The organism is Spirosoma endbachense, from assembly GCF_010233585.1.
Classification (GTDB): Bacteria; Bacteroidota; Bacteroidia; order Cytophagales; family Spirosomataceae; genus Spirosoma; species Spirosoma endbachense.
On record NZ_CP045997.1, the window covers coordinates 1,336,246 to 1,358,255 of the forward strand.

Below are 22,010 nucleotides of genomic sequence, written 5' to 3' on the forward strand. Positions count from 1 at the left end.
AACATGAACTGCACGAGCGACCCCGCACGTGCATTGCTCAATGATCTTTAAAAATTAGTAGTCATTCCAGATTACTCATGAAGAACAAGCCCCGCAACCGCGCCAACGAACCGATCCGACCACCCCGCTGGGCCGACCGACTCCTGGCCTGGTTTCTCGCTCCTGATCGACTGGAGGAAGTGCAGGGCGATCTGCACGAAGAGTTTATGTATCAGATGGGTCGAATTGGCGAACGTCGGGCGCGGTGGCGCTACGTCTGGGATGTTCTGGGGTTTGTCAAACCTTCGCCGGGATGGCCATTTACGAGCCAGCGTAAATCAGCAGTCGGAGCCGTACACCACCGGTATGGAACCGCTTCATCATCTTTTCTAAATCCGATTATGATCCAGAATTATGTCAAAATCGCCTGGCGGAATTTACTGAAAGATCGTCAATTTACGCTGCTTAACCTGATCGGTTTGTCTACGGGGCTGGCTTGTACGTTGTTAATTTACCTGTGGGTAAATGATGAATTACACATTGACAAAGTCAACGAAAAAGATGATCAGCTTTTTCAGGTGATGGCCAATCACTACCACGAAGATGGTATCAAAACGATCAACCACACACCCGGTCTTCTGGCGAATGGGCTGGCATCGGAAATTCCTGAAATTGAGCATGCTGTACCGGTCGTTCCTGCCTCCTGGTTTTCCAGTAAGGGAATAATTTCATTTGGCGAGACGCATTTGAAAGCAGGCAGTCAATTTATTGGAAAGGATTATTTCAATGTATTTACGTGCCCATTTATCCTGGGTGATAAAAACAGCATATTCTCGGGCAAACAGACGATCGCCATTTCACAGGATCTGGCCATAAAACTATTTGGTACAATTGATAATGTACCCGGCAAAACGGTCAAGTGGGATTACGGTGAGTTTAGTGGGTTTTATAGCATTGGGGGTGTGTTTGCAAACAGCCCGGCTAACTCGACCGAGCCGTTCGATATGCTGTTCAACTTCGATCTGTTTGTCGAAAAACGACCGGGAATGAAATCCTGGGGCAATAGTGACCCCAGTACATTTCTGATTGTAAAGAACGGAACAGAAATGAACCGGTTCAACGCTAAAATAAAGGATTATCTGAAGTCAAAAGATAAAACACAGACGGCGCAATTATTTGCCATCAAATACTCGGACAAATACCTCTATGGTCAATTTGAAAATGGTGTACAGGTTGGCGGAAGAATTACCTATGTGAAGCTATTTTCGATTATTGCGCTCTTTATCCTGCTGATTGCCTGCATCAATTTTATGAATTTATCGACGGCAAAAGCATCTGGCAGAATGAAAGAAGTGGGTATCAAAAAAGTAGTTGGAGCCCTTCGCAGTTCGCTTGTTTTTCAGTACCTGGGCGAGTCCATTCTGATGGCTTTTATGGCCCTCGTTATGGCCTTTTTCCTGCTCATTTTATTGCTTCCTCAATTTAACACCATTACCGGAAAGCATATTGGAATTGACTTTAACGGCACGCTTATTCTGTCAGTTTTAGGGATAGCCTTATTGACTGGTCTGGTGGCGGGTAGCTACCCGGCCCTATATCTTTCCGGCTTTAACCCGACAGCCGTACTGAAAGGCAAGCTAAAAACCTCGGTCGGTGAATTGTGGATAAGAAAGGGTTTGGTCGTATTTCAGTTCACGGTTTCGATCGTGTTTATCGTCTCCGTTTTGGCTGTTTACCGGCAAATTGACTACATACAATCTAAAAATCTGGGCTACAATCGGGAGAACATTATCCATTTTGAAATTCCCCTGGAAATGGATTCTGTTAAATTGAAAACCGCAGAGGCATTTCTGAACGAAATCAAAACAATTCCGGGTGTTATTAACGCATCGAGCTATTATCACAATTTGACGGGCGATCATGGTGCTATTTCCGGGTTTGAATGGCCGGGAAGACCACCGGGCAGAGATATCGAATTTTCGAATCTGGAAGTAGGCTACAATTTTATCGAAACGCTTGGAATGGACCTGAAAGAAGGCCGTAGCTTTTCCAGCAATGCGAGTGCCCAGAACGAGATCATATTCAACGAAGCCGCCATTAAAAGCATGGGGCTGAAAGATCCGATTGGAAAGACTGTAAAGTTCTGGGACCGGAAGCGACAGATTGTGGGTGTAGTGAAGAATTTCAATTTTGAATCGCTCTATGAAACCGTAAAACCCTGCTTTTTTCAGGTTTATCCAGTCATGCCCAATATCATGGTGAAGATTAAAGGAGGGGCTGAGAAACAGACTATAGCACAGATACAAAAAACGTTTCAGGCTTATAATAAAGGGATTGTTTTTGATTACCAGTTTCTGGACGAAAATTATAACGCACTCTACGCTTCAGAACGCAGGATCAGTATTTTGTCGCAGTATTTTGCCGGACTCACTATCCTCATTTGCTGCCTGGGCCTGTTTGGGTTAGCCGCTTTTACGGCTCAACGGAGGCAAAAGGAAATCGGTATCCGAAAGGTCGTCGGAGCCACTGTGGGCAATGTTGCAACTATGCTATCAATGGATTTTCTGAAACTGCTATTGATTGCTATGCTGATTGCCTTTCCCCTGATTGGCTGGGCGCTGAATCAATGGCTTAACAATTTTGCTTACCATATTGATCTGGGCATGGGCATATTTATACTAGCCGCAGCGTCGATCACGATAATTACATTGTTGACCGTGGGCTATCAGGCGATCAAAGCGGCATTGATGGACCCTGTGAAATCGCTCCGATCGGAGTAATGTAAACGAAGCAACGCATATCGATAGTCAATAGATGCCCCGTAAACTCATTCGCCATTCCTCATGATAAATAAACCGCCCCGCTGGGCCGACCGACTCTTAAGGTGGTTTCTGACGCCTGATCGACTGGAGGAAGTGCAGGGCGATCTGCACGAAGAGTTTATGTATCAGGTAGGTCGGATTGGTGAGCGCCGGGCGCGGTGGCGCTACGTCTGGGATGTACTGGGATTTGTCAAGTCTCCGCCGGTAGCCCGCCGACACGGAGCTTATTCAACAACCAATTTAATGAACCCAACCATGCTACGGAATTATCTAAAAATCGCGTATCGGAATCTGGTTAACAACAAAGGATTCTCGACAATCAATATCGTTGGGTTGTCTGTTGGTATGGCCGTTGCGATGCTGATCGGACTTTGGGTGTACGACGAATTATCGTTCAATACATATCACCAGAACCACGCTCGCATTGCACAGGTAATGGAAAATCAGACCCTGGATAAAGGCATCCAAACGTTTGGTGCATTGCCCATGCCACTAAGCCAGGAACTGCGAACCAAATACCCTAATGACTTCAAATATGTAGTTGCTACGACCTGGGGCTTCGACCAGATCGTGGCGTATCAGGATAAGAAATTTTCGATTGCCGGAAGCTATGTTGAAGCTGAATTTCCGGAAATGATGACGCTGAAAATGCTGAAAGGCACGCGCCAGGGGCTGAAAGATCCGGCCTCGGTTTTGCTTTCTGAGTCAATGTCCAGATCGTTTTTCGGTGATGCTGACCCGCTTCACAAAATCATTAAAATTGGCAATAAACATACGGTGCAGGTAACCGGTGTTTATGAAGATTTGCCCCATAACTCAACATTTAAAGACGTTGCGTTTGTTGCTCCGATTGCCCTGCTTTTCTCGTCAGGGGAAGAAACGGATAACTGGCGCAGTAGTTCATTTGGGATTTTTACGCAGCTCCAGCCAAACAGCAGTTTTGATGCGGTTTCACTGAAAATCAAAGATGTATTTTTCAATCACATCAAAGACAAGACCTATTCCGCGCTCTTTTTGTATCCTATGACCCAATGGCATCTGTATTCGGAGTGGGAGAACGGAGCTAACAAGGGCGGCCGGATTCAGTTTGTATGGCTTTTCAGCATCATTGGCGTGTTTGTGTTGCTGCTGGCCTGCATCAATTTTATGAACCTGAGCACAGCCCGTTCGCAGAAACGGGCCAAAGAAGTAGGCATCCGAAAAGCCATTGGTTCGCTGAGACGACAGATTATTGGCCAGTTTTTTAGTGAGTCGTTCCTGATCGTGTGCTTGTCGTTTGTGTTGTCGCTGATTTTGGTTCAACTCAGTCTGCCCTATTTTAATGAAGTGGCCGACAAGCAAATGACAATACTATGGCTGGATTCGAGATTCTGGCTTTTCAGTATTGGCTTTTGCTTCTTTACGGGTATTGTGGCCGGAAGTTACCCGGCTCTTTATCTCTCTTCGTTTCAGCCAATTAAAGTGCTAAAAGGAGCCATTAATATTGGTCGATTTGCGTCCATTCCCCGTCAGGTACTGGTTGTGGTGCAGTTTACGGTTTCCGTCACGCTGATTATCGGAACGATCATTGTTTTTCGCCAGATTCAGTTTGCCAAAAATCGACCGATTGGCTACAGCCGGGAAGGGCTGATCAACATTACGATGAATACGCCCGAAATACAGGGAAATTACGATGCCATCCGAAATGAATTGTTAGAAACTGGCGTCGTTGCCAACATGGCCGAATCGTCGAGCCCGATCACGAACATCTGGTCATCGGCCAATAATCTGGAGTGGCGCGGTAAAGATCCGAACCGGCAGGCATCGTTTGGGACAATTTCCGTTACGCCGGATTTTGGAAAAGTTATTGGCTGGAAAATCAAGGAAGGACGCGAATTTTCAAGACAGTTTACGAGCGATTCACTGACTTTTTTGTTTAACGAAGCTGCCGTTAAACAGACCGAATTGACGAATCCGGTTGGCGAAATTATCAAGTGGCATGGTAAAAACTGGAAACTTATCGGGGTCGTAAAAGATATGGTGATGAAATCGCCTTTCGAACCCGTTATGCCTACGGTTTTTATGATCGATACGAAGGAGCGGGGCTTAAATGTCATTCATATCAAGCTGAATCCTGCGCTGAGCACTCGGGAGGCTCTGGGTAAAATAGAAGCTGTTTTTAAAAAAATCAATCCCGCTGCTCCCTTCGATTACCGTTTTGCTGATCAGGAATACGCGGCAAAATTCGCGGCTGAAGAACGGATCGGTAAACTGGCCAGTTTCTTCGCGGGCCTAGCCATTTTCATTTCGTGTCTGGGCATCTTCGGTCTGGCTTCGTTCATGGCCGAGCAGCGTACCAAAGAAATCGGTGTCCGCAAAGTACTGGGGGCTTCGGTGGCTAATCTCTGGGGTTTATTGTCAAAAGATTTTGTTGTCCTGGTCATCATTTCCTGTCTCATTTCGTCGCCAATTGCGTGGTATTTACTGAACAACTGGTTGAGTAAGTATGAATATCGGACAGAAATAGCCGGTTGGATCTTTGTTGCTGCGGGCTTCGGGGCTTTGCTAATCACGCTGTTGACGGTGAGCTATCAGGCGCTTAAGGCTGCCCTGATGAATCCCGTAAAATCACTACGGTCGGAGTAATGTAAACAAAGAAACGTGTATCCCTGGTCAATCTGGCTGCTTTATGAAGAACACGCCCCGAAACCACGCCAACGAACCAGTTGGACCGCCCCGCTGGGCTGATCGACTGGTTCGTTGGCGTGGTTACTCGCTCCTGAACGACTCGAAGAAGTTCTGGGCGATCTGCATGAGGAGTTTGGTTATCAGGTGGGTCGAATTGGCGAACGTCGGGCGCGGTGGCGCTACGTTTGGGATGTACTGGGGTTTGTCAAACCTCCGCCGGGATGGCCCTTTGCTGTAAAACAAAATCACCAGAAATTTACTTCAACGCCTTTAGTGAGTATGGATATGATTCGCAATTATTTCGCAATCGCTTTTCGTCAACTCTGGAAAAATCAATTGTTTAGCGCAGTGAATATCATTGGCTTAACGGTTGGATTAGCCGTCAGCACCTTCATCGCGTTATACGTCTGGCATGAGTTTCATTATGATCGTTTCGAGCCCTTTAGTGATCGAACCTACCGGATCATGTCAATCATGAAGTATGGTGATCAGGATGTTACATTCACCGGATTACAGGAAGCATTTGGCCGTGAAGTAAAACAGCAGATTCCGGAAGTCGAAGAGGTTGTTCGCATTTCGGATGGCGATGCTATACTTCAATCGGATCAGAATCACCAGTTTAACGAAGAACACATTGGCTTTGCCGATGCTGCCACGCTATCTGTATTTGGGTTGCGCGTACTTCAGGGAGATGTTAAAACGGCTCTTCGGGAGCCCGGTCGAATCGTACTGACCCGGCAATTGGCCGAGAAATATTTCGGCACCCAAAATCCCATTGGCAAAACGATGATTTATGATAAACATTTTCCGCTCACCGTTTCGGCCGTACTTGATGAGTTGCCAACCAATTCAGTGATTCAGTTTAATGCATTGGTTTCTTTACATACAATGCCTTCGCTTGGTGCTCAACAACAGGATTTATACAAAGGGCAAGGTTTTCTAAGTACCTATCTGGTATTGCACCAGGGAGCCAGCGCAAGCGCGGTGGAAAAGAAACTGGAGACGATTAAAAGCGGAATCCATTTCGTTGGAATGTCGGCAAAATTCTTTCTCGAAGCCCTGCCAACGCTGCACCTGGATAGCCGCAACACCTCAAAGAGCGTTCGGCAGTCTTTATACATCCTGATGACGATTGCGCTGGTTATTCTGGTGTTAGCCGTCATCAATTACATAAGTCTCACCACCGCCAGAGCTACCAAGCGGGCGCGTGAAGTGGGTATTCGTAAAGCCATTGGTGGACAGCGAAGCGAACTGATCGGTCAGTTTTTTATGGAATCATTTCTGACCACTACGCTGGCGTTTTTGCTATCGCTCGTACTGCTTCAGGCGCTTTTCCCGTGGGCAAATCATACCCTTGATCTGCATATGGACAAACGCGTATTGACCCAGGCCCCATACCTGGGGTTGATGCTGGCTTTATGGCTGGGGTGTTCATTACTGTCGGGAAGTTATCCGGCATTATTGCTGTCCGGCTTTCGACCGGCCCTTGTTCTTAAGGGCGCAATCGGTTGGCGGCAGAGTGGGGTAGGGGTACGGCGGGTTTTTACGACGGTTCAGTTTACGGCGAGTATTGGATTATTGATTTGCAGTCTGGTACTGTATGCGCAAATGCGTTTTCTGCGAACGAAAAACCTGGGTATCAATCGGGCACAGGTGGTCGCCATTCATATCGACGGAGAAATGGTGCCGCAATTCTCGGGCCTTCGCGATGCCATTCGGCAATGGGCGGGAACTGGTAACGTAGCGGTTTCGAACTCGGCGTTATTTACCAACAGAATTGCCATCATGTTTATAAACGCGGAAAAAAATAAGAAGCAGCTGATGGTGAATGTCTTAACCGTTGATAAGCCATTTTTTGATATGATGGGCGTTCGCTGGCAATATCGACCACCTGGTTGGGAAGTAGGTCCGGTAACCAAAGACCTGATTGTCTATAACCAAACGCTGATCAAAGAGGCCGGTATCAAGGGAAATCCGCTCCAACAGCCTGCTCCTCTTAAAGATCAGCCCGCCGACGGAATTACCACCGATTTTCATCTGCGCAGTCTGCATGGTGCTGTTTCGCCCATGAAATTAACCGTTGTTAGCGACACGAACCGTTCGATGCTGGCAAAAGGCGGTTATCTGTTAGTGAAGCTGAATCCGAACACAGATGTTTCTAAATCCCTCGATCAGCTCAAAACGCTATACAACCATAGTCAGCCCACCGCCCCCTTCGACTATTATTTTCTGGATGAAGCCTATGATAAACTATATTCACGGGAAACACGCCTGATGCAGTTGTTCAATGGCTTTACGATACTCACACTGCTGGTTGCATGCCTGGGTTTACTCGGTCTGATGACCTTTTCGGTTGAAGTGCGGACCAAAGAAATTGGCGTTCGGAAAGTGCTGGGTGCATCGGTTTCGGGCATTGTCATTTTGTTGTCCAAAGATTTTCTCAAACTCGTTCTGATTTCCATCCTCATCGCATCGCCGATTGCTTGGTACGCGATGAATAAATGGTTGCAGGATTTTGCCTATAAGATCAGCATTGAGTGGTGGGTATTTGCACTGGCTGGCGGACTGGCAACAGGTATTGCTTTATTGACGGTATCCTTTCAGAGCGTGAAAGCTGCCCTGGCAAATCCCGTTAAAAGTCTGCGGAATGATTAATGCAGAGCCTGACCGCTGGTGCGCAATACTTTACAACGCTACAAAATACGCCCGGAAGCACATTTTTTCATGAGACCGCATACACCAAGCAACGAAAGCAGAAATTTCCTGTCTTTTAGGACGATCGCTCCTCAAAAGACAGGAAACTATGTTCCGGAACTACGTCAAAATCGCCTGGCGCAACATTGCCAAGAGTAAAACCTTTTCCTTCATCAATGTACTGGGTCTGGCGCTGGGCATGACCAGCAGTTTGCTGATCCTGCTTTGGGTGCAGGATGAGCGGAGTATCGACCAGTTTCACGCCAATGGTCCGCGCATCTATCAGGTGATGGAAAATCAGCAGTGGACGGGCAATGATATTAGCACCACACCCTCAACACCCGGCCCGTTGGCGCTGGCCTTGACAGCCGAAGTGCCGGAGGTAGAAAAAAGCGTCAAGATTACCTGGCAGGAAGAACAGTTGCTGAGCGTAGGCGATAAGGCCTACAAGGAGAAAGGTCGCTATGCCAGCCCGGATTTATTCCAGATTTTCTCGTTCCCCTTCGTTCAGGGCAACCCGAAGACGGCCATTGTTGGGCCATCGTCCATTGTTATCTCTGAGAAAGTAGCGCTGAAACTATTCGGCCGGACCGACGTTGTTGGCCGGACCGTTCGGGTTAATAATAAAGACGATCATCAGGTAACGGGTGTTGTGAAGGATATTCCTGAAACGTCGTCGCTGAAATTTGACTTTGTGCTGCCCGAAACACCCTATGAAAAAGAGAACGAGTGGCTGACAAAGTGGGAAAATAATGGCATTCGGACATTCGCACTATTGCACCAGAATGCCGATGTAAATGTCGTTAATGCCAAGATTCTGAACATGGTTCGGAAGCACGACAAAAACGTGACAACCATCACGACATTTATGTTTCCCTACGAAGAGGCTTATTTACACTCAAAATTTACAAACGGAAAGCCCGATGGTGGTCGCATTGAATACGTGCGGCTATTTACAATCGTTGCTATTTTTCTGCTGATCATTGCCTGTATCAACTTCATGAATTTAGCCACCGCCCGGTCGGCCAAACGGGCAAAGGAAGTGGGCATTCGGAAGGTAGTAGGAGCAGAGCGGTCTTACCTTGTTGGGCAGTTTGTGGGCGAAGCGGTGCTGATGTCTTTACTCTCACTGCTGATTGCCATGATTTTGGTACCGTTGCTACTGCCGGTTTTCAATACGTTAACGGAGAAACACATTTCCATTCAATATACCAATCCGTTTTACTGGCTAACATTACTCGGGCTGGCGCTGATAACCGGCCTTGTTTCAGGTAGTTATCCGGCTCTGTTCCTATCGTCGCTCCAGCCGGTGAGGGTTTTAAAAGGAACGCTGCGCTTCAATGCCGGAGCCGTGTTATTTCGGCAGGGGTTGGTCGTGTTTCAGTTTTCGCTTTCGTTGCTATTGATTATAGGCACCTTGATCGCTGGTCGGCAAGTCGATTACATCCGTACGAAAAACCTGGGTCTTGACCGAGAGAATGTGGTTTATATGACACTTGAGGGCGATTTATCGAAACGATTCGATTCATTCCGTGAGGAATTAGTGCAGGCACCCGGTATTCAGTCGGTTTCCTCATCGGGCAATGATCCGATGGAGATTGGCAGCTCGACAATTGGGGTTGAATGGAAAGGAAAGCCCGAAGGCGATAAAACCCTGTTTACGAATATGGCCGTTAGTTATGATTTCATAAAGACAATGAAAATCAGGCTATTGGCCGGACGCGATTTCTCGAAAACCTTCGTGACCGATAGTACCAACTACCTCGTCAATGAAGAGGCCGCCCGCCGGATGGGCATGAAAAATCCAGTTGGGCAGGATTTGAAATTCTGGAGCAAATCCGGTAAGATTATCGGTTTGATGAAAAATTTCCACGTAAATTCATTACGCGTTGCCATCGAACCGCTGATTATTCGGCTGGATTCAACGAATTACACACTGCTGGTCCGCACCCATCCCGGCCAGACCGAACAGGCGCTCAAGAGCATGGAGCGCCTGGCCAAGCAATTCAATCCGGCTTATCCATTTGACTATCGCTTTGCTGACGAAAGTTTCCGGGAGCAGTATAAGAGTGAGACGCTTATTGGAAAGCTGGCTAACTACTTTGCCATTATTGCCATTTTCATCGCCTGTCTGGGATTGTTTGGACTGGCCATGTTTACGGCTGAGCAGCGGACCAAAGAAATTGGCGTTCGGAAAGTGCTGGGTGCGTCAGTGACCAGCATCGTGGCGCTACTCTCCAAAGATTTCTTGAAACTCGTCCTGATTTCCATCTTCATCGCATCACCCCTGGCCTGGTACGCCATGCACCAATGGCTGGCCGATTTCGCGTACCGTATCGATATTGAGTGGTGGGTCTTTGTGCTGGCAGGGTTGTTGGCCGTAGGCATTGCTCAATTGACCGTGAGTTTTCAGAGTATCAAAGCCGCGTTGATGAATCCGGTAAAAAGCCTGCGAAGTGAATAAGTCACAGAGTCTGGAAAGGGGAGGATCGTTTCTAGGTCTATCGTCGGTTTCCAGATTTTTATACTCCTCAAAAAAACTGACCCGTTCGAATTACTGCTGATTGTAAAGCACTTTATTCGTGAGGAGTTCTGTCCGTTTTACGTACAGCAGATGTCCAGAATCGGACAAATAGGTTTTTCATAATTAGCAAAAACGTGCTTTTAGCTCAAATCAGGCCACTAGTTGACTCTTGGCACCGCATTTGATCGACATTATCGTATAAAATAATAAGGGCATGAAAAGAGCCTTCTTGGGAGAGTTTGAAGAGGTTGTTCTGCTGACTGTAGCGATCCTGGACGAGAGCGCTTACGGAGTTACGGTTACGCAGGAAATCGAGCAGAAAACAGGCCGTGCGGTTGGTTTCAGTACCGTTCACACGACGTTACAACGCCTGGAGGAAAAAGGCTTTTTATCCTCCCAAATGGGCGGTGCCACTGCCGAACGTGGTGGCCGTCGGAAGCGCTTTTTTATGGTAACAGCAGCCGGTCGAAAAGCGCTATCTGAGGTTAAACAGATTCGTGAGCAACTGTGGGATTCGCTACCTCCGCAAACCCTTCAATTGATGGGAAGCTAATGAAAAGAATAGTGTAAAATGTACAACAGGTTGTCGATCAGCAGCGTCCCTTACACCATCCATTTTACAGTATCAATGATCCATTCCTATGACAAATCCGCCCCGTTGGGCCAACTGGCTACTGGAAACATTCGGCCATCCCGATACGCGGGAAGAGGTGCAGGGCGACCTGCTCGAACTCTACGATTACTGGATTGAGACAATAGGTGAGCGTAAGGCCCGCTGGCGATATAGCCTGAGTGTATTGAAACTAATGCGGCCATTGGCCACCCGTAAACAAGCTGATGACTATTCCCCTCCCTTTTTTGGGAGCCCTTCCATGATCCGAAATTATCTGAAAATTGCCCTGAGGAACCTTGTTAAGAACAAGGCATACTCGTTTATCAATATTGGTGGGCTTGCCATGGGCATGACCGTTGCCATGCTCATTGGCCTGTGGATTTATGACGAACTGTCGTTTGATAAGTACTTCCAGAATTACGACCGTATTGCGAAGGTCATGCAAAACGGAACGTTCAACGGCGAGGTGTTTCATGGAGAATATAATCCGGCACCTATGGGCCAGGAGCTACGGACGGTTTATGCCGATGATTTTACCCATGTTATCATGTCGTCCTGGACGCGCGATCACATCCTGTCGTATGGCGACAACAAATTTACCAAAACCGGTAATTACCTGAGTGCTGATGCACCTGATATGCTCACGCTGAAGATGCTCAGCGGAACGCGGTCCGGCTTAAAAGATCCTTCGTCGATTTTATTGTCTGAATCGGTCGCACAGGCCCTGTTCGGTACGTCCGATCCGGTGGGTAAGCTCATGAAGATCGACAACAAACTAGACGTGAAAGTGACGGGCGTTTATGAAGATTTTCCCTATAATACCGAATTCAGAGATATGAAGTTCATGGCTCCGTGGGACCTGTATGCCTCGTCGGAAGCTTGGGTGAAACGGGCTCAGGACAATGTCGAATGGGGGAATTTCTCCTGGCAGGTGTTGGCTCAGATCGCGCCGAATTCATCATTTGAAGCAGTGTCGGACAAAATCAAAAACATACGGCTCAAACATAACCCTGAAACCGCGTTTATTAAACCGAAGGTATACCTCCAGCCCATGAGCAAATGGCACCTCTATTCGGGCTGGGATAAATCGGGAAACCTGGATGGGCGGATTCAATACGTCTGGCTTTTCGGCATCATTGGCGTGTTTGTGCTCTTGCTGGCCTGCATCAATTTCATGAATCTATCAACGGCCCGCTCCGAAAAACGAGCCAAGGAGGTAGGTATTCGGAAAGCGGTCGGCTCGGTACGGAGTCAGTTGATCAGCCAGTTTTTCAGCGAATCGCTGCTGGTGGTTGCCTTCGCATTTGTGTTGTCAATCGTATTGGCGCTACTTATACTGCCTCTTTTTAACGAAGTGGCTGATAAACAGATCGGCATTTTATGGACGAATCCCGTTTTCTGGCTTTGCGGTATTGGCTTCAGCGTACTGACCGGCCTGATTGCAGGGAGCTATCCAGCCCTGTACCTGTCGTCATTCCAGGCGGTCAAGGTGCTAAAAGGAACCTTTCGGGTCGGTCGGTTTGCGTCGATTCCTCGCCAGGTATTGGTCGTGGTGCAGTTTACGGTTTCAGTGACGCTGATCATTGGAACGATTATCGTGTTCCGGCAAATTGAGCACGCCAAGAGTCGGCCTGTAGGCTATGAACGAAGTGGCTTGATTACCGTTTCGATGAACACGCCGGAATTACACCAGCACTACAATACCCTTCGCGATGAGCTGATACGAACCGGAGCCGTTGTGGATATGTCGACCTCATCGGCCCCAACAACTGATCTGAATTCGCAGAATAGCGGTTTCGACTGGGTGGGCAAAGATCCTAACTTCAAAGATAACTTTGGAACCATTGCCGTTACGCATGATTTTGGCAAAACCGTAGGCTGGCAATTTGTGCAGGGCCGCGACTTTTCCCGGCAGTTCCCGAGTGATTCGTCGGGTATGGTTCTGAATGAAACAGCCGTGCGATACATGGGCGTAAAAGATCCCGTAGGCAAGCAGATCAAGTGGAATGGCAAGCCGTATCGGGTGGTTGGGGTTATCAAGGATATGCTGATGGCTTCACCCTTTGAGCCCGTTTTTCAGACGGTATATATGCTGGATTATGGATGGGCAAGTGTCATCAATATTAAGCTTAACCTCAGCCGGAGCACCAGCGAGTCATTGGCCAAGATCGAAGCCGTTTTTCGCAAATTCAATCCCGGTAGCCCGTTCGATTACCGATTCATCGATCAGCAATATGCCCTGAAATTTGCGGCCGAAGAACGTATTGGCAAGCTCGCATCGGTCTTCGCGATTCTGGCCATTTTCATCTCCAGCCTGGGGCTTTTCGGGTTGGCTTCGTTTGTGGCCGAACAACGCACCAAAGAAATCGGGGTGCGCAAAGTATTAGGAGCTTCTGTCCTCAACGTGTGGAGCCTGCTCTCGAAAGACTTTGTATTACTGGTGATTATTTCCTTTGGTATTGCCACGCCAATTGCTTACTATTTTCTGCATAGCTGGCTTCAGAAATATGAGTACCGAACCGAGATGTCGTGGTGGATTTTTGCCATTTCGGGTTTGGGCGCTTTGGCGATAACCTTGTTGACCGTGAGTTATCAAAGCATCAAAGCGGCCTTGATTAATCCAGTGAAGTCGTTACGTAGCGAATAAATAGAAACTGGCGGACTGGTCTCCAAAAGAGAAATCTATGAACTCCAACCCTCAACCACCCCGCTGGGCCAATTGGCTTTTGGAGGCTTTTGGTGATCCCAATACGGTCGAAGAAGTGCAGGGGGATCTGCTCGAACTCTACGATTATTGGGTAGAGGCAGTGGGTGAACGCGAAGCCCGCTGGCGATATACACTGAGCGTACTGAAGTTGTTACGACCATTTGCAAAGTCAACGATCGCGTTTTCGGAATCAGGCTATTCCGGCAGGGAACCGCAGACCATCTTTTTTTTGAGCCCTACCATGTTACGAAACTATTTGAAAATTGCCTGGCGGAACCTTGTGCTCCACAAAGCCTTCACAGCCATTAACATTATTGGCTTGGCTATTGGGCTGGCTACATGCCTGCTGATTGTGTTGTTTGTTCTGGATGAATTGAGTTATGATCGCTACCATGCCAAAGCCGATCGTATCTTCCGGGTGAATATTCATGGTCAGGTTGGTGGAAAGGAGATTAATACAGCACCAGTGAGCGTTCCGGTTGGACCAGCGCTGGTTCGTGATTATTCTGGGGTAGAAGCCACTACCCGCTTTGATCAGGAAGGCACATTTATTGTAAAGCATAACCGCGATAGCTTTAAGGAAGAGCATGTCGTTTTTGCGGATTCCAACTTTTTCGATGTCTTCTCCATACCGTTGCTGAAAGGCAATCCCAAAACGGTATTGACGGAACCGAATACAATCGTCCTTACGGAAACAATTGCCAAAAAATATTTTGGTGAGCAGGACCCAATTGGCCAGACACTGACGCTCGGTACTCGGGGGCTTTTTCGGGTAACAGGTGTTTGTCAGGACGTTCCCTCGAACACACACTTTCACTACGATATGTTCGGGTCAATGCGCTCGATTGAGCTCCGCAATACGTGGTTAAGTAGTGGTGCCTATACCTATGTGGTGCTTCGACCAGGTTATTCAATTGACGACCTGAGGGCTAAAATGCCGGAACTGGTGAAGAAGCACATCGGCTCTGAAATCCAGGCGCTTTTCGGCATTAGTCTGGACGAGTTTACCCGGAAAGGAGATCGGTTCGGATTCGGATTTCAACCCATTACGGATATTCATCTTCACTCCGACCTGGAGGCTGAGATCGAATCCAACAGTGACGTTAAATACATTTATATCTTTTCGATTATCGCGGTATTTATTCTGCTGGTTGCCTGCATCAACTTCATGAACCTATCTACTGCTGGATCGGCCGGAAGGGCGAAAGAAGTGGGTATTCGGAAGGTATTAGGGTCAGTGCAACAGCAATTGATCGGGCAATTTTTAAGCGAGTCGGTACTGATTACATTCATGGCCCTGGTGGTTGCCCTTAGTATCGTAGCGATCGTGTTGCCAAGCTTTAATCAGCTGGCAGGAAAACAGTTTGGATATAATGCCTTGACAAGTGGCTGGATGCTGGCAGGTATCGTATTGACTTGCTTGTTGATCGGGTTGCTGGCAGGTAGCTACCCCGCCTTTTTCCTGTCGGCGTTTAAGCCAGTGAGTGTACTGAAAGGGCAGATGCGGGCCGGGTTCCGCAGTGGCTGGCTACGAAACACACTGGTTACCACTCAGTTTGTGGTTTCTATCGGAATGATTATCGGAACACTGGTCGTTTATCGGCAGCTCTATTTTATTCAGAACAAAAAAGTAGGATTCGATAAGGATCAGGTACTTATCCTGCATGATACCTATTCGCTTGGGCCCAAAGGCAAGGCATTCAGAGCTGAACTGGCCAAACTAGCACAGGTAATCAATGCAACGCAGGCAGGATATCTTCCCGCTGGCGTATCGAACAGCGGAAACGATGGATTTCAGCCAGATAACGGATCTGCCCAGGCAGCTATTTACCGGGAGAAAACATACTACATCGACGAAAATTACCTGCCAACGTTAGGGATTAACCTGGCTCAGGGTCGGAATTTCTCGAAAGCCTTTCCGTCCGACAGTGCCGCTATACTGATTAACGAAGCTGCTGCCAAACGATTCGGCTGGAAAAACCCGATTGGACAACGGCTCTGGACAGTGGGCAATGGTAGCCCGGAAAGTCGCCGGCTGTACACGATTGTTGGGGTTGTGAAGAATTTTCACTTCGAGTCGATGCACCAGCACATTGCCCCTCTGGTTATGTTTTATGGAGCCGATTATTATCAAATGGCCCTGCGAGTCCGAACCACAGACATGCCGGGGTTATTAAAAACACTGGAGCAGAAATGGAAAGCTCAGACGGATAATCCATTTGCTTATTCATTCCTGAATGAACGATTCAACAGGATTTACCAGTCTGAACAACGGGTTGGCCAATTGTTTGGCATCTTCGCCAGCCTGACAGTCATTATCTCCTGTTTGGGACTCTTTGGTCTGGCCATGTTTACGGCCCAGCAGCGGACCAAAGAGATCGGGGTGCGCAAAGTATTAGGGGCATCAGTTACCAGCGTGGTCGCCTTGTTGTCGAAAGACTTCCTGAAACTGGTGCTGGTGGCCATTGTGATTGCCACGCCACTGGCCTGGTATGCCATGAGTCGATGGTTACAGGATTTCGCCTATAAGATTGATATTGAATGGTGGGTGTTCGTTCTGGCGGCATTTCTCGCTATTGGTATTGCGCTTCTGACGGTGAGTTTTCAAAGTATTAAAGCCGCCCTGATGAATCCGGTTCAATCCTTACGATCGGAATGATATAGGCAGTGGATAATGCCATCTGAACGTCAATGAATACCGGCTTTATCTTTCATTTTACATTAGCCATTAGTCGTTCTCCATGATGAAACCACCCCGCTGGGCCAACAGACTGCTGGAATCTTTTGGCGATCCCAACACAGTTGAAGAAGTGCAGGGCGACCTGCTCGAACTCTATGCCTATTGGGTAGAAACGGTGGGGGAGCGACGCGCCAACTGGCGCTATGGACTGAGTGTACTGAAACTACTGCGGCCATTGGCAAAAAGAAGACCAGTATCCGATTATGATTCACCCTTTTTTTTGAGCCCTGCTATGATCCGGAATTATTTGATAATCGCCTGGCGGAATCTGATTCGCAACAAAGCGTTTTCCGTCATCAACATTTCAGGGCTAACCCTGGGTATGGCCTCCAGCCTGCTGATATTTTTGTGGATTCAAGATGAATTGAGCATAGGTACTCAGTACGAAAACAGCGCCGATTTGTACCGAATCATGGAGAACGAAATTGCCGATGGCCGAATCGTTACCGATGAGGATACTCCCGGAATTTTAGCTGATGAACTCAAAAAGCAATTTCCGGAGGTTGTTTATGCGGCTGGTTTTTCAAACCCGGAACAGCATGTGCTGACGGTAGGGGAGAAGGTGACCCGACAGACAGGCTATTTTGTTGGAGCAGATTGGTTAACGATGTACAGTATTCCATTAGTAGCCGGAACCTATATCAATGCGCTTAATTCACCCAATAGCCTGGTAATTTCAAAAAAAATAGCTGAAATCTATTTTGGCAACCCACAGACCGCTCTGGGCAAATCCATTCGATTTGACAGTGGAACCGACTATCAGGTTACGGCCGTATTTGATAATTTACCTGACAGTTCACCCGATAAGTACGATTTTTTGCTGAACTGGCAGAAGTACTTAAAGCGGGAGCCCTGGCTCGACCAGTGGGAAAATGCCGGGCCGGGAACCCGCCTGCAACTACGGCCAGATGCCAATCCGGCCGTAGTTGATGCCAAGCTCAAAACATTTCTAAAGGGCCGGAATAAGGACATTGGCCCGAATTTTAACATCCAGCTCTTCCTGCAACCCGAGTCAGAAGCGTATTTGTATTCTAACTTTAAAAACGGCCATCGCGATGGCGGACGCATCGAATATGTGCGGCTATTTATCATTGTGGCTGTGTTTTTACTTTTTATTGCGTGCATCAACTTCATGAATCTGGCAACGGCCCGTTCGGTCAAACGAGCGCGTGAAGTAGGCGTTCGGAAAGTTGTAGGGGCTAGACGGGCATCGCTGATGGGGCAGTTTATGGGCGAAGCTATGCTCCTGACTACGCTGGCACTTGGGCTGGCGACCGGGCTGGTGGCGTTGGTGCTGCCCGTATTTAATCAGCTAACCGACAAGCAACTTATACTCCCCTTTAACCAGCCCCTTCTCTGGATAGGTCTGCCCCTATTGCTCGTGGTTACGGGCGCTTTGGCCGGAAGCTATCCGGCGTTGTTTTTGTCGTCGCTCAGGCCGGTACTCGTGCTGAAAGGAACACTCCGTTTGGGCGCTGGAGCACAACTGTTTCGGCGTGGCCTGGTCGTATTTCAGTTTGTTTTATCGATGCTGCTGATCATCGGAACCGTTGTTATTTATCGACAGCTGCACTATATCCAAACGAAGAATCTTGGCTATGATCGGGAGAATCTGATCAAGATTCAGGGTGAAGGCGAAATTGCCCAAAAATTCCAGCTTTTTAAACAGGAACTCCTTCAACAGCCAGGTATTCAGTCTGTTTCACACATACAGACAAGCCCGCTGCAAAACGGAAATACGACCGATGGCGTAGAGTGGGTGGGGAAAGATCCTACATCTGCTATTCAATTCAATAATACCTGGGTTGGCTACGATTTTGCTAAAACGATGAAGATTAACATCATCCGTGGCCGTGATTTTTCGCCCAGTTTTGGCACGGACTCGAGTAATTACCTCATCAACCAGGCCGCTGCCAGGCGGATTGGTTATAAAGATCCGGTTGGACAGCCCTTATCGTTCGGACAAAAACCGGGAACAATTGTGGGGCTGATCGAAGATTTTCATTTCAACTCATTGCACAATCCGATTCGGCCACTCATTATTCGGTTAGCTGAGAACTGGAACCATGACAATGTTCTGATTCGAACCAAACCTGGCCAAACCGAACAGGCATTAGCCAGTGTCGAGGCACTTTGTCGGAAACTAAACCCTAAGTTTCCATTTTCTTATTCGTTTGTCGATTCCGATTATGCGACGCTCTATAAAAGCGAAACCGTTGTTGGCACACTGGCTACCGTTTTCGCGTTCCTGGCTATTTTCATTGCCTGCCTTGGCTTATTTGGTTTAGCTGCCTTCACAACCGAGCAGCGGACCAAGGAAATTGGGGTTCGGAAAGTACTCGGTGCATCGGTATACAGCATTGCCACCCTGCTCTCCAAAGACTTTTTGAAGCTGGTTCTGGTTGCCATTGTTACTGCTTCTCCCATTGCCTGGTACGTGATGAATCAATGGCTTCAGAATTTCGCCTACAAAATCACCATCAGTTGGTGGGTGTTTGTGTTGGCGGGTTTCCTCGCTACTGGTATTGCCTTATTGACGGTGAGTTTCCAGAGTATCAAAGCGGCCCTGATGAATCCAGTCAAATCATTACGATCGGAATAAAGACCACACCGGCGGATCGGTCTTTATTCAAACAGAACGCATGGCTACCAATTCATCACCCCGCTGGGCCAACTGGCTCCTGGAGACCTTCGGGAATCCCGACACGTTGGAAGAAGTTGAAGGCGATCTGCTCGAACTCTACGACTACTGGGTGCAGACGATGGGGAAGCGAAAAGCCAATTGGCGATATACGTTCAGTGCGCTCAAGTTATTAAGACCATTCGCCAAACGAAAAAAGACAAACGGTTATCCAACAAGCTATCTATACAGCCCAACCATGATACGTAACTATTTTAAAATCGCGTGGAGGAATCTGTTAAAATATAAACTCTTTTCCCTAATTAATATAGTAGGATTAAGTCTTGCCATTCCTTCCGCATTGATGGCATTAATTCAGATTGTAAATTATTACGAATACGATAATTTTCACCGGGATAGCGACCGGATAGTACGAGTAATAACCGACGAAAAAAATAAAGATGGCGAACTGACAAACTGGGCCTCAAGCCCTGTTCTATTGGCCAAACATATTAAGGAAAATCTTGCGGGTATCGATAATTCGGCGACTATAATAAGAGACTTCGATTGGATTTTAAGCAATGGAATAAAAACAAAAAACATAAAGGCAATTTATGCCGATGAATCCTTTTATGAACTATTTAATTTCCCATTAGAAAAAGGTACTTATCCCGTTGAACCTAATACAATTGTTCTCACTTACGAGACTGCCCAATGGTTCTTTAGAGATGCAGATCCGATTGGTAATGTTCTTGAACATCCAAAGTATGGCGCTTTTAAAATTGTTGGCGTTCTAAAACCATTCAATCAGAAAAAAACTCAGTTCAGAACCGATGTAATTATACCGATGATCGGTTATTTGGGCCTCAATAGTAAAACAAATAATTGGTCAGCACTGAATGCGCATACGTTTATAAAAATAGCGAAAGGAAAGACTTCTATCGACCTTGATAAGCAGTTATCACAAACCTCGGCGGAAGTCAATAAATTAATTGGACCGGCGGTAAATACAACCCTACGTTTCAAAGCACAATACTTGGCAGAAATTTCGCCATCAAAGGAAATATTAAAGAACGACCCCTATATTCAGGACTTCAGGAGTATTTATATAAACTTTGGATTTCAATTAATTATCATTTTACTGGCGGCTTTTAATTATATCAATCTTACACTTGCCCGATCTATGAACCGAGGCCGTGAAGTAGGTGTAAGAAAAGTAATGGGTGCAACAAAATCTCAACTTGTTCTTCAATTTTTAACTGAATCGGTATTAGTTTCTTATTTGGCCCTGGGTATTGGTTTGTTTTTATTATGGTTTATAAAGAATCAGGTTCATGTTTCCTGGCTCAATTGGGATATTGACCATCTGGGCTACCTTATTCTGTTGTTTTTCGTTTTCAACCTGATTCTGGGTTTAGTCGCTGGGGCGTCTCCAAGTCTTATATTGTCTTCCTTTCAACCTGTCAACGTGTTGAAAGGAAGTATTTTACCTACGACTTTTGGGAAAATAGGTTTACGAAAATCATTAATAATCGGTCAATTTACGATAGCGTTGACATATATATTTTTTACTGGTCATGCGTTTTATCAAACAAATTATATGGCCACTGATAATGAAAATTACCGGCGCGATCATATACTTAATATAAACCTGGCCGGAAATCAAAATAAACAGTTTGCTGCTGAGATAAGTACCATTAAAGACGTCCAAAAAATAGGATACACCTCCCTTAGTTTTGGTAATAAACCAGCCTATTCTAGTATTAAAAATGGCAAAAATGAAGCATCGAGGTCAGCGTTTTATTATGCCGCAGACCATAATTTTATTGAAAATATGGGTCTGAAAATAATGGCAGGAAAAAACCTAATTGAAAGTAATTCAGAATCACCATCACCTATGGTTGTGGTAAACCAAAAGTTAGTAGAAAATCTTAAACTTGGTTCTGAACAAGACGCAATAGGGAAACTCATTCTTGTGAATGATACTCTTTCCGCAACCATTATAGGGGTTGTTTCAAATTTTTGCCATTATGATTATGAACGTAAAATAGAGCCCATAATTTTCCAGTACCGGCCTTCATTATTTAAAATTATGTGCCTGAAAACAAGCGCTGTAGATGATAGAAAAGCTCTTGAAGCCACGATAAAAAACGTATGGAAGAAATACAGTCCTTACGTGGAAATGAATGCTTTATGGCTGGATACAGATATGTACGAACGCTATTATCCTTATGAAGACATGCAGTTTGCGGGTATGGAAAGCATTGTGATTTTTGTGATAGCCATATTAGGACTCATCGGTATACTTACTTACAGTTTAGAAAAACGAACGAAAGAAATAGGCATCAGAAAAGTAATGGGCGCTACTGGCTCTGAAGTGATAAAATTGATGTCAGCTGACTTTATTAAACTGCTGGCCATTGCAACTGCCATAGCCATTCCTCTCGGAATAGCCATCGCCATGTACATGAATAGTTATCTTGTTTTTAATAATGGGATAAGTTATTTAACCATGTCCTTTCTTCTATTAATTGTCTTAGGTATTGCGTTAGGGGCGGTAGGGTATTTTTCATGGAAAGCAGCTCAAACCAACCCGGCAAAAACATTGAGGGCAGAGTAATATTTATTAAAAAATGAGTAAAAA

General features: G+C 46.6%; 9 protein-coding genes. All 9 read left to right on the forward strand.

What is annotated here, in order from left to right:
* Positions 1-77 precede the first annotated feature (77 nt).
* The 9 genes from GJR95_RS05310 (at position 78) to GJR95_RS05350 (ending at position 21,986) form a co-directional block, all read left to right on the forward strand.
* Complete coding sequence (locus tag GJR95_RS05310; RefSeq protein ID WP_232541092.1) at positions 78-2,759, forward strand: permease prefix domain 2-containing transporter; 2,682 nt, start codon at positions 78-80, stop codon at positions 2,757-2,759.
* 63 nt (positions 2,760-2,822) lie between these two features.
* On the forward strand, positions 2,823-5,426 hold the full coding sequence (locus tag GJR95_RS05315) for an ABC transporter permease (RefSeq protein WP_162384888.1): 2,604 nt from the start codon (positions 2,823-2,825) through the stop codon (positions 5,424-5,426).
* Positions 5,427-5,540: 114 nt separating this feature from the next.
* Complete coding sequence (locus GJR95_RS05320) at positions 5,541-8,123, forward strand: FtsX-like permease family protein (RefSeq protein ID WP_232541093.1); 2,583 nt, start codon at positions 5,541-5,543, stop codon at positions 8,121-8,123.
* Between the two features lie 148 nt (positions 8,124-8,271).
* Entirely contained in the window at positions 8,272-10,626 is a 2,355-nt protein-coding gene (locus GJR95_RS05325; RefSeq protein ID WP_162384889.1) for an ABC transporter permease, read from the forward strand.
* 274 nt (positions 10,627-10,900) lie between these two features.
* Positions 10,901-11,239 carry a PadR family transcriptional regulator gene (locus tag GJR95_RS05330; RefSeq protein WP_162384890.1) on the forward strand — a complete coding sequence of 113 codons (339 nt, stop codon included), beginning with the start codon at positions 10,901-10,903 and terminating at the stop codon, positions 11,237-11,239.
* An 88-nt stretch (positions 11,240-11,327) separates the two neighbouring features.
* A complete protein-coding gene (locus GJR95_RS05335) occupies positions 11,328-13,946 on the forward strand; it encodes an ABC transporter permease (protein WP_162384891.1) in 2,619 nt (872 codons plus the stop codon).
* Positions 13,947-13,983: 37 nt separating this feature from the next.
* Entirely contained in the window at positions 13,984-16,665 is a 2,682-nt protein-coding gene (locus tag GJR95_RS05340) for an ABC transporter permease (RefSeq protein WP_162384892.1), read from the forward strand.
* Between the two features lie 82 nt (positions 16,666-16,747).
* Positions 16,748-19,348, forward strand: a complete 2,601-nt coding sequence (locus GJR95_RS05345) for an ABC transporter permease (RefSeq protein ID WP_232541094.1) — start codon at positions 16,748-16,750, stop codon at positions 19,346-19,348.
* A 40-nt stretch (positions 19,349-19,388) separates the two neighbouring features.
* Entirely contained in the window at positions 19,389-21,986 is a 2,598-nt protein-coding gene (locus GJR95_RS05350) for a permease prefix domain 2-containing transporter (protein ID WP_162384893.1), read from the forward strand.
* Positions 21,987-22,010: the final 24 nt, after the last annotated feature.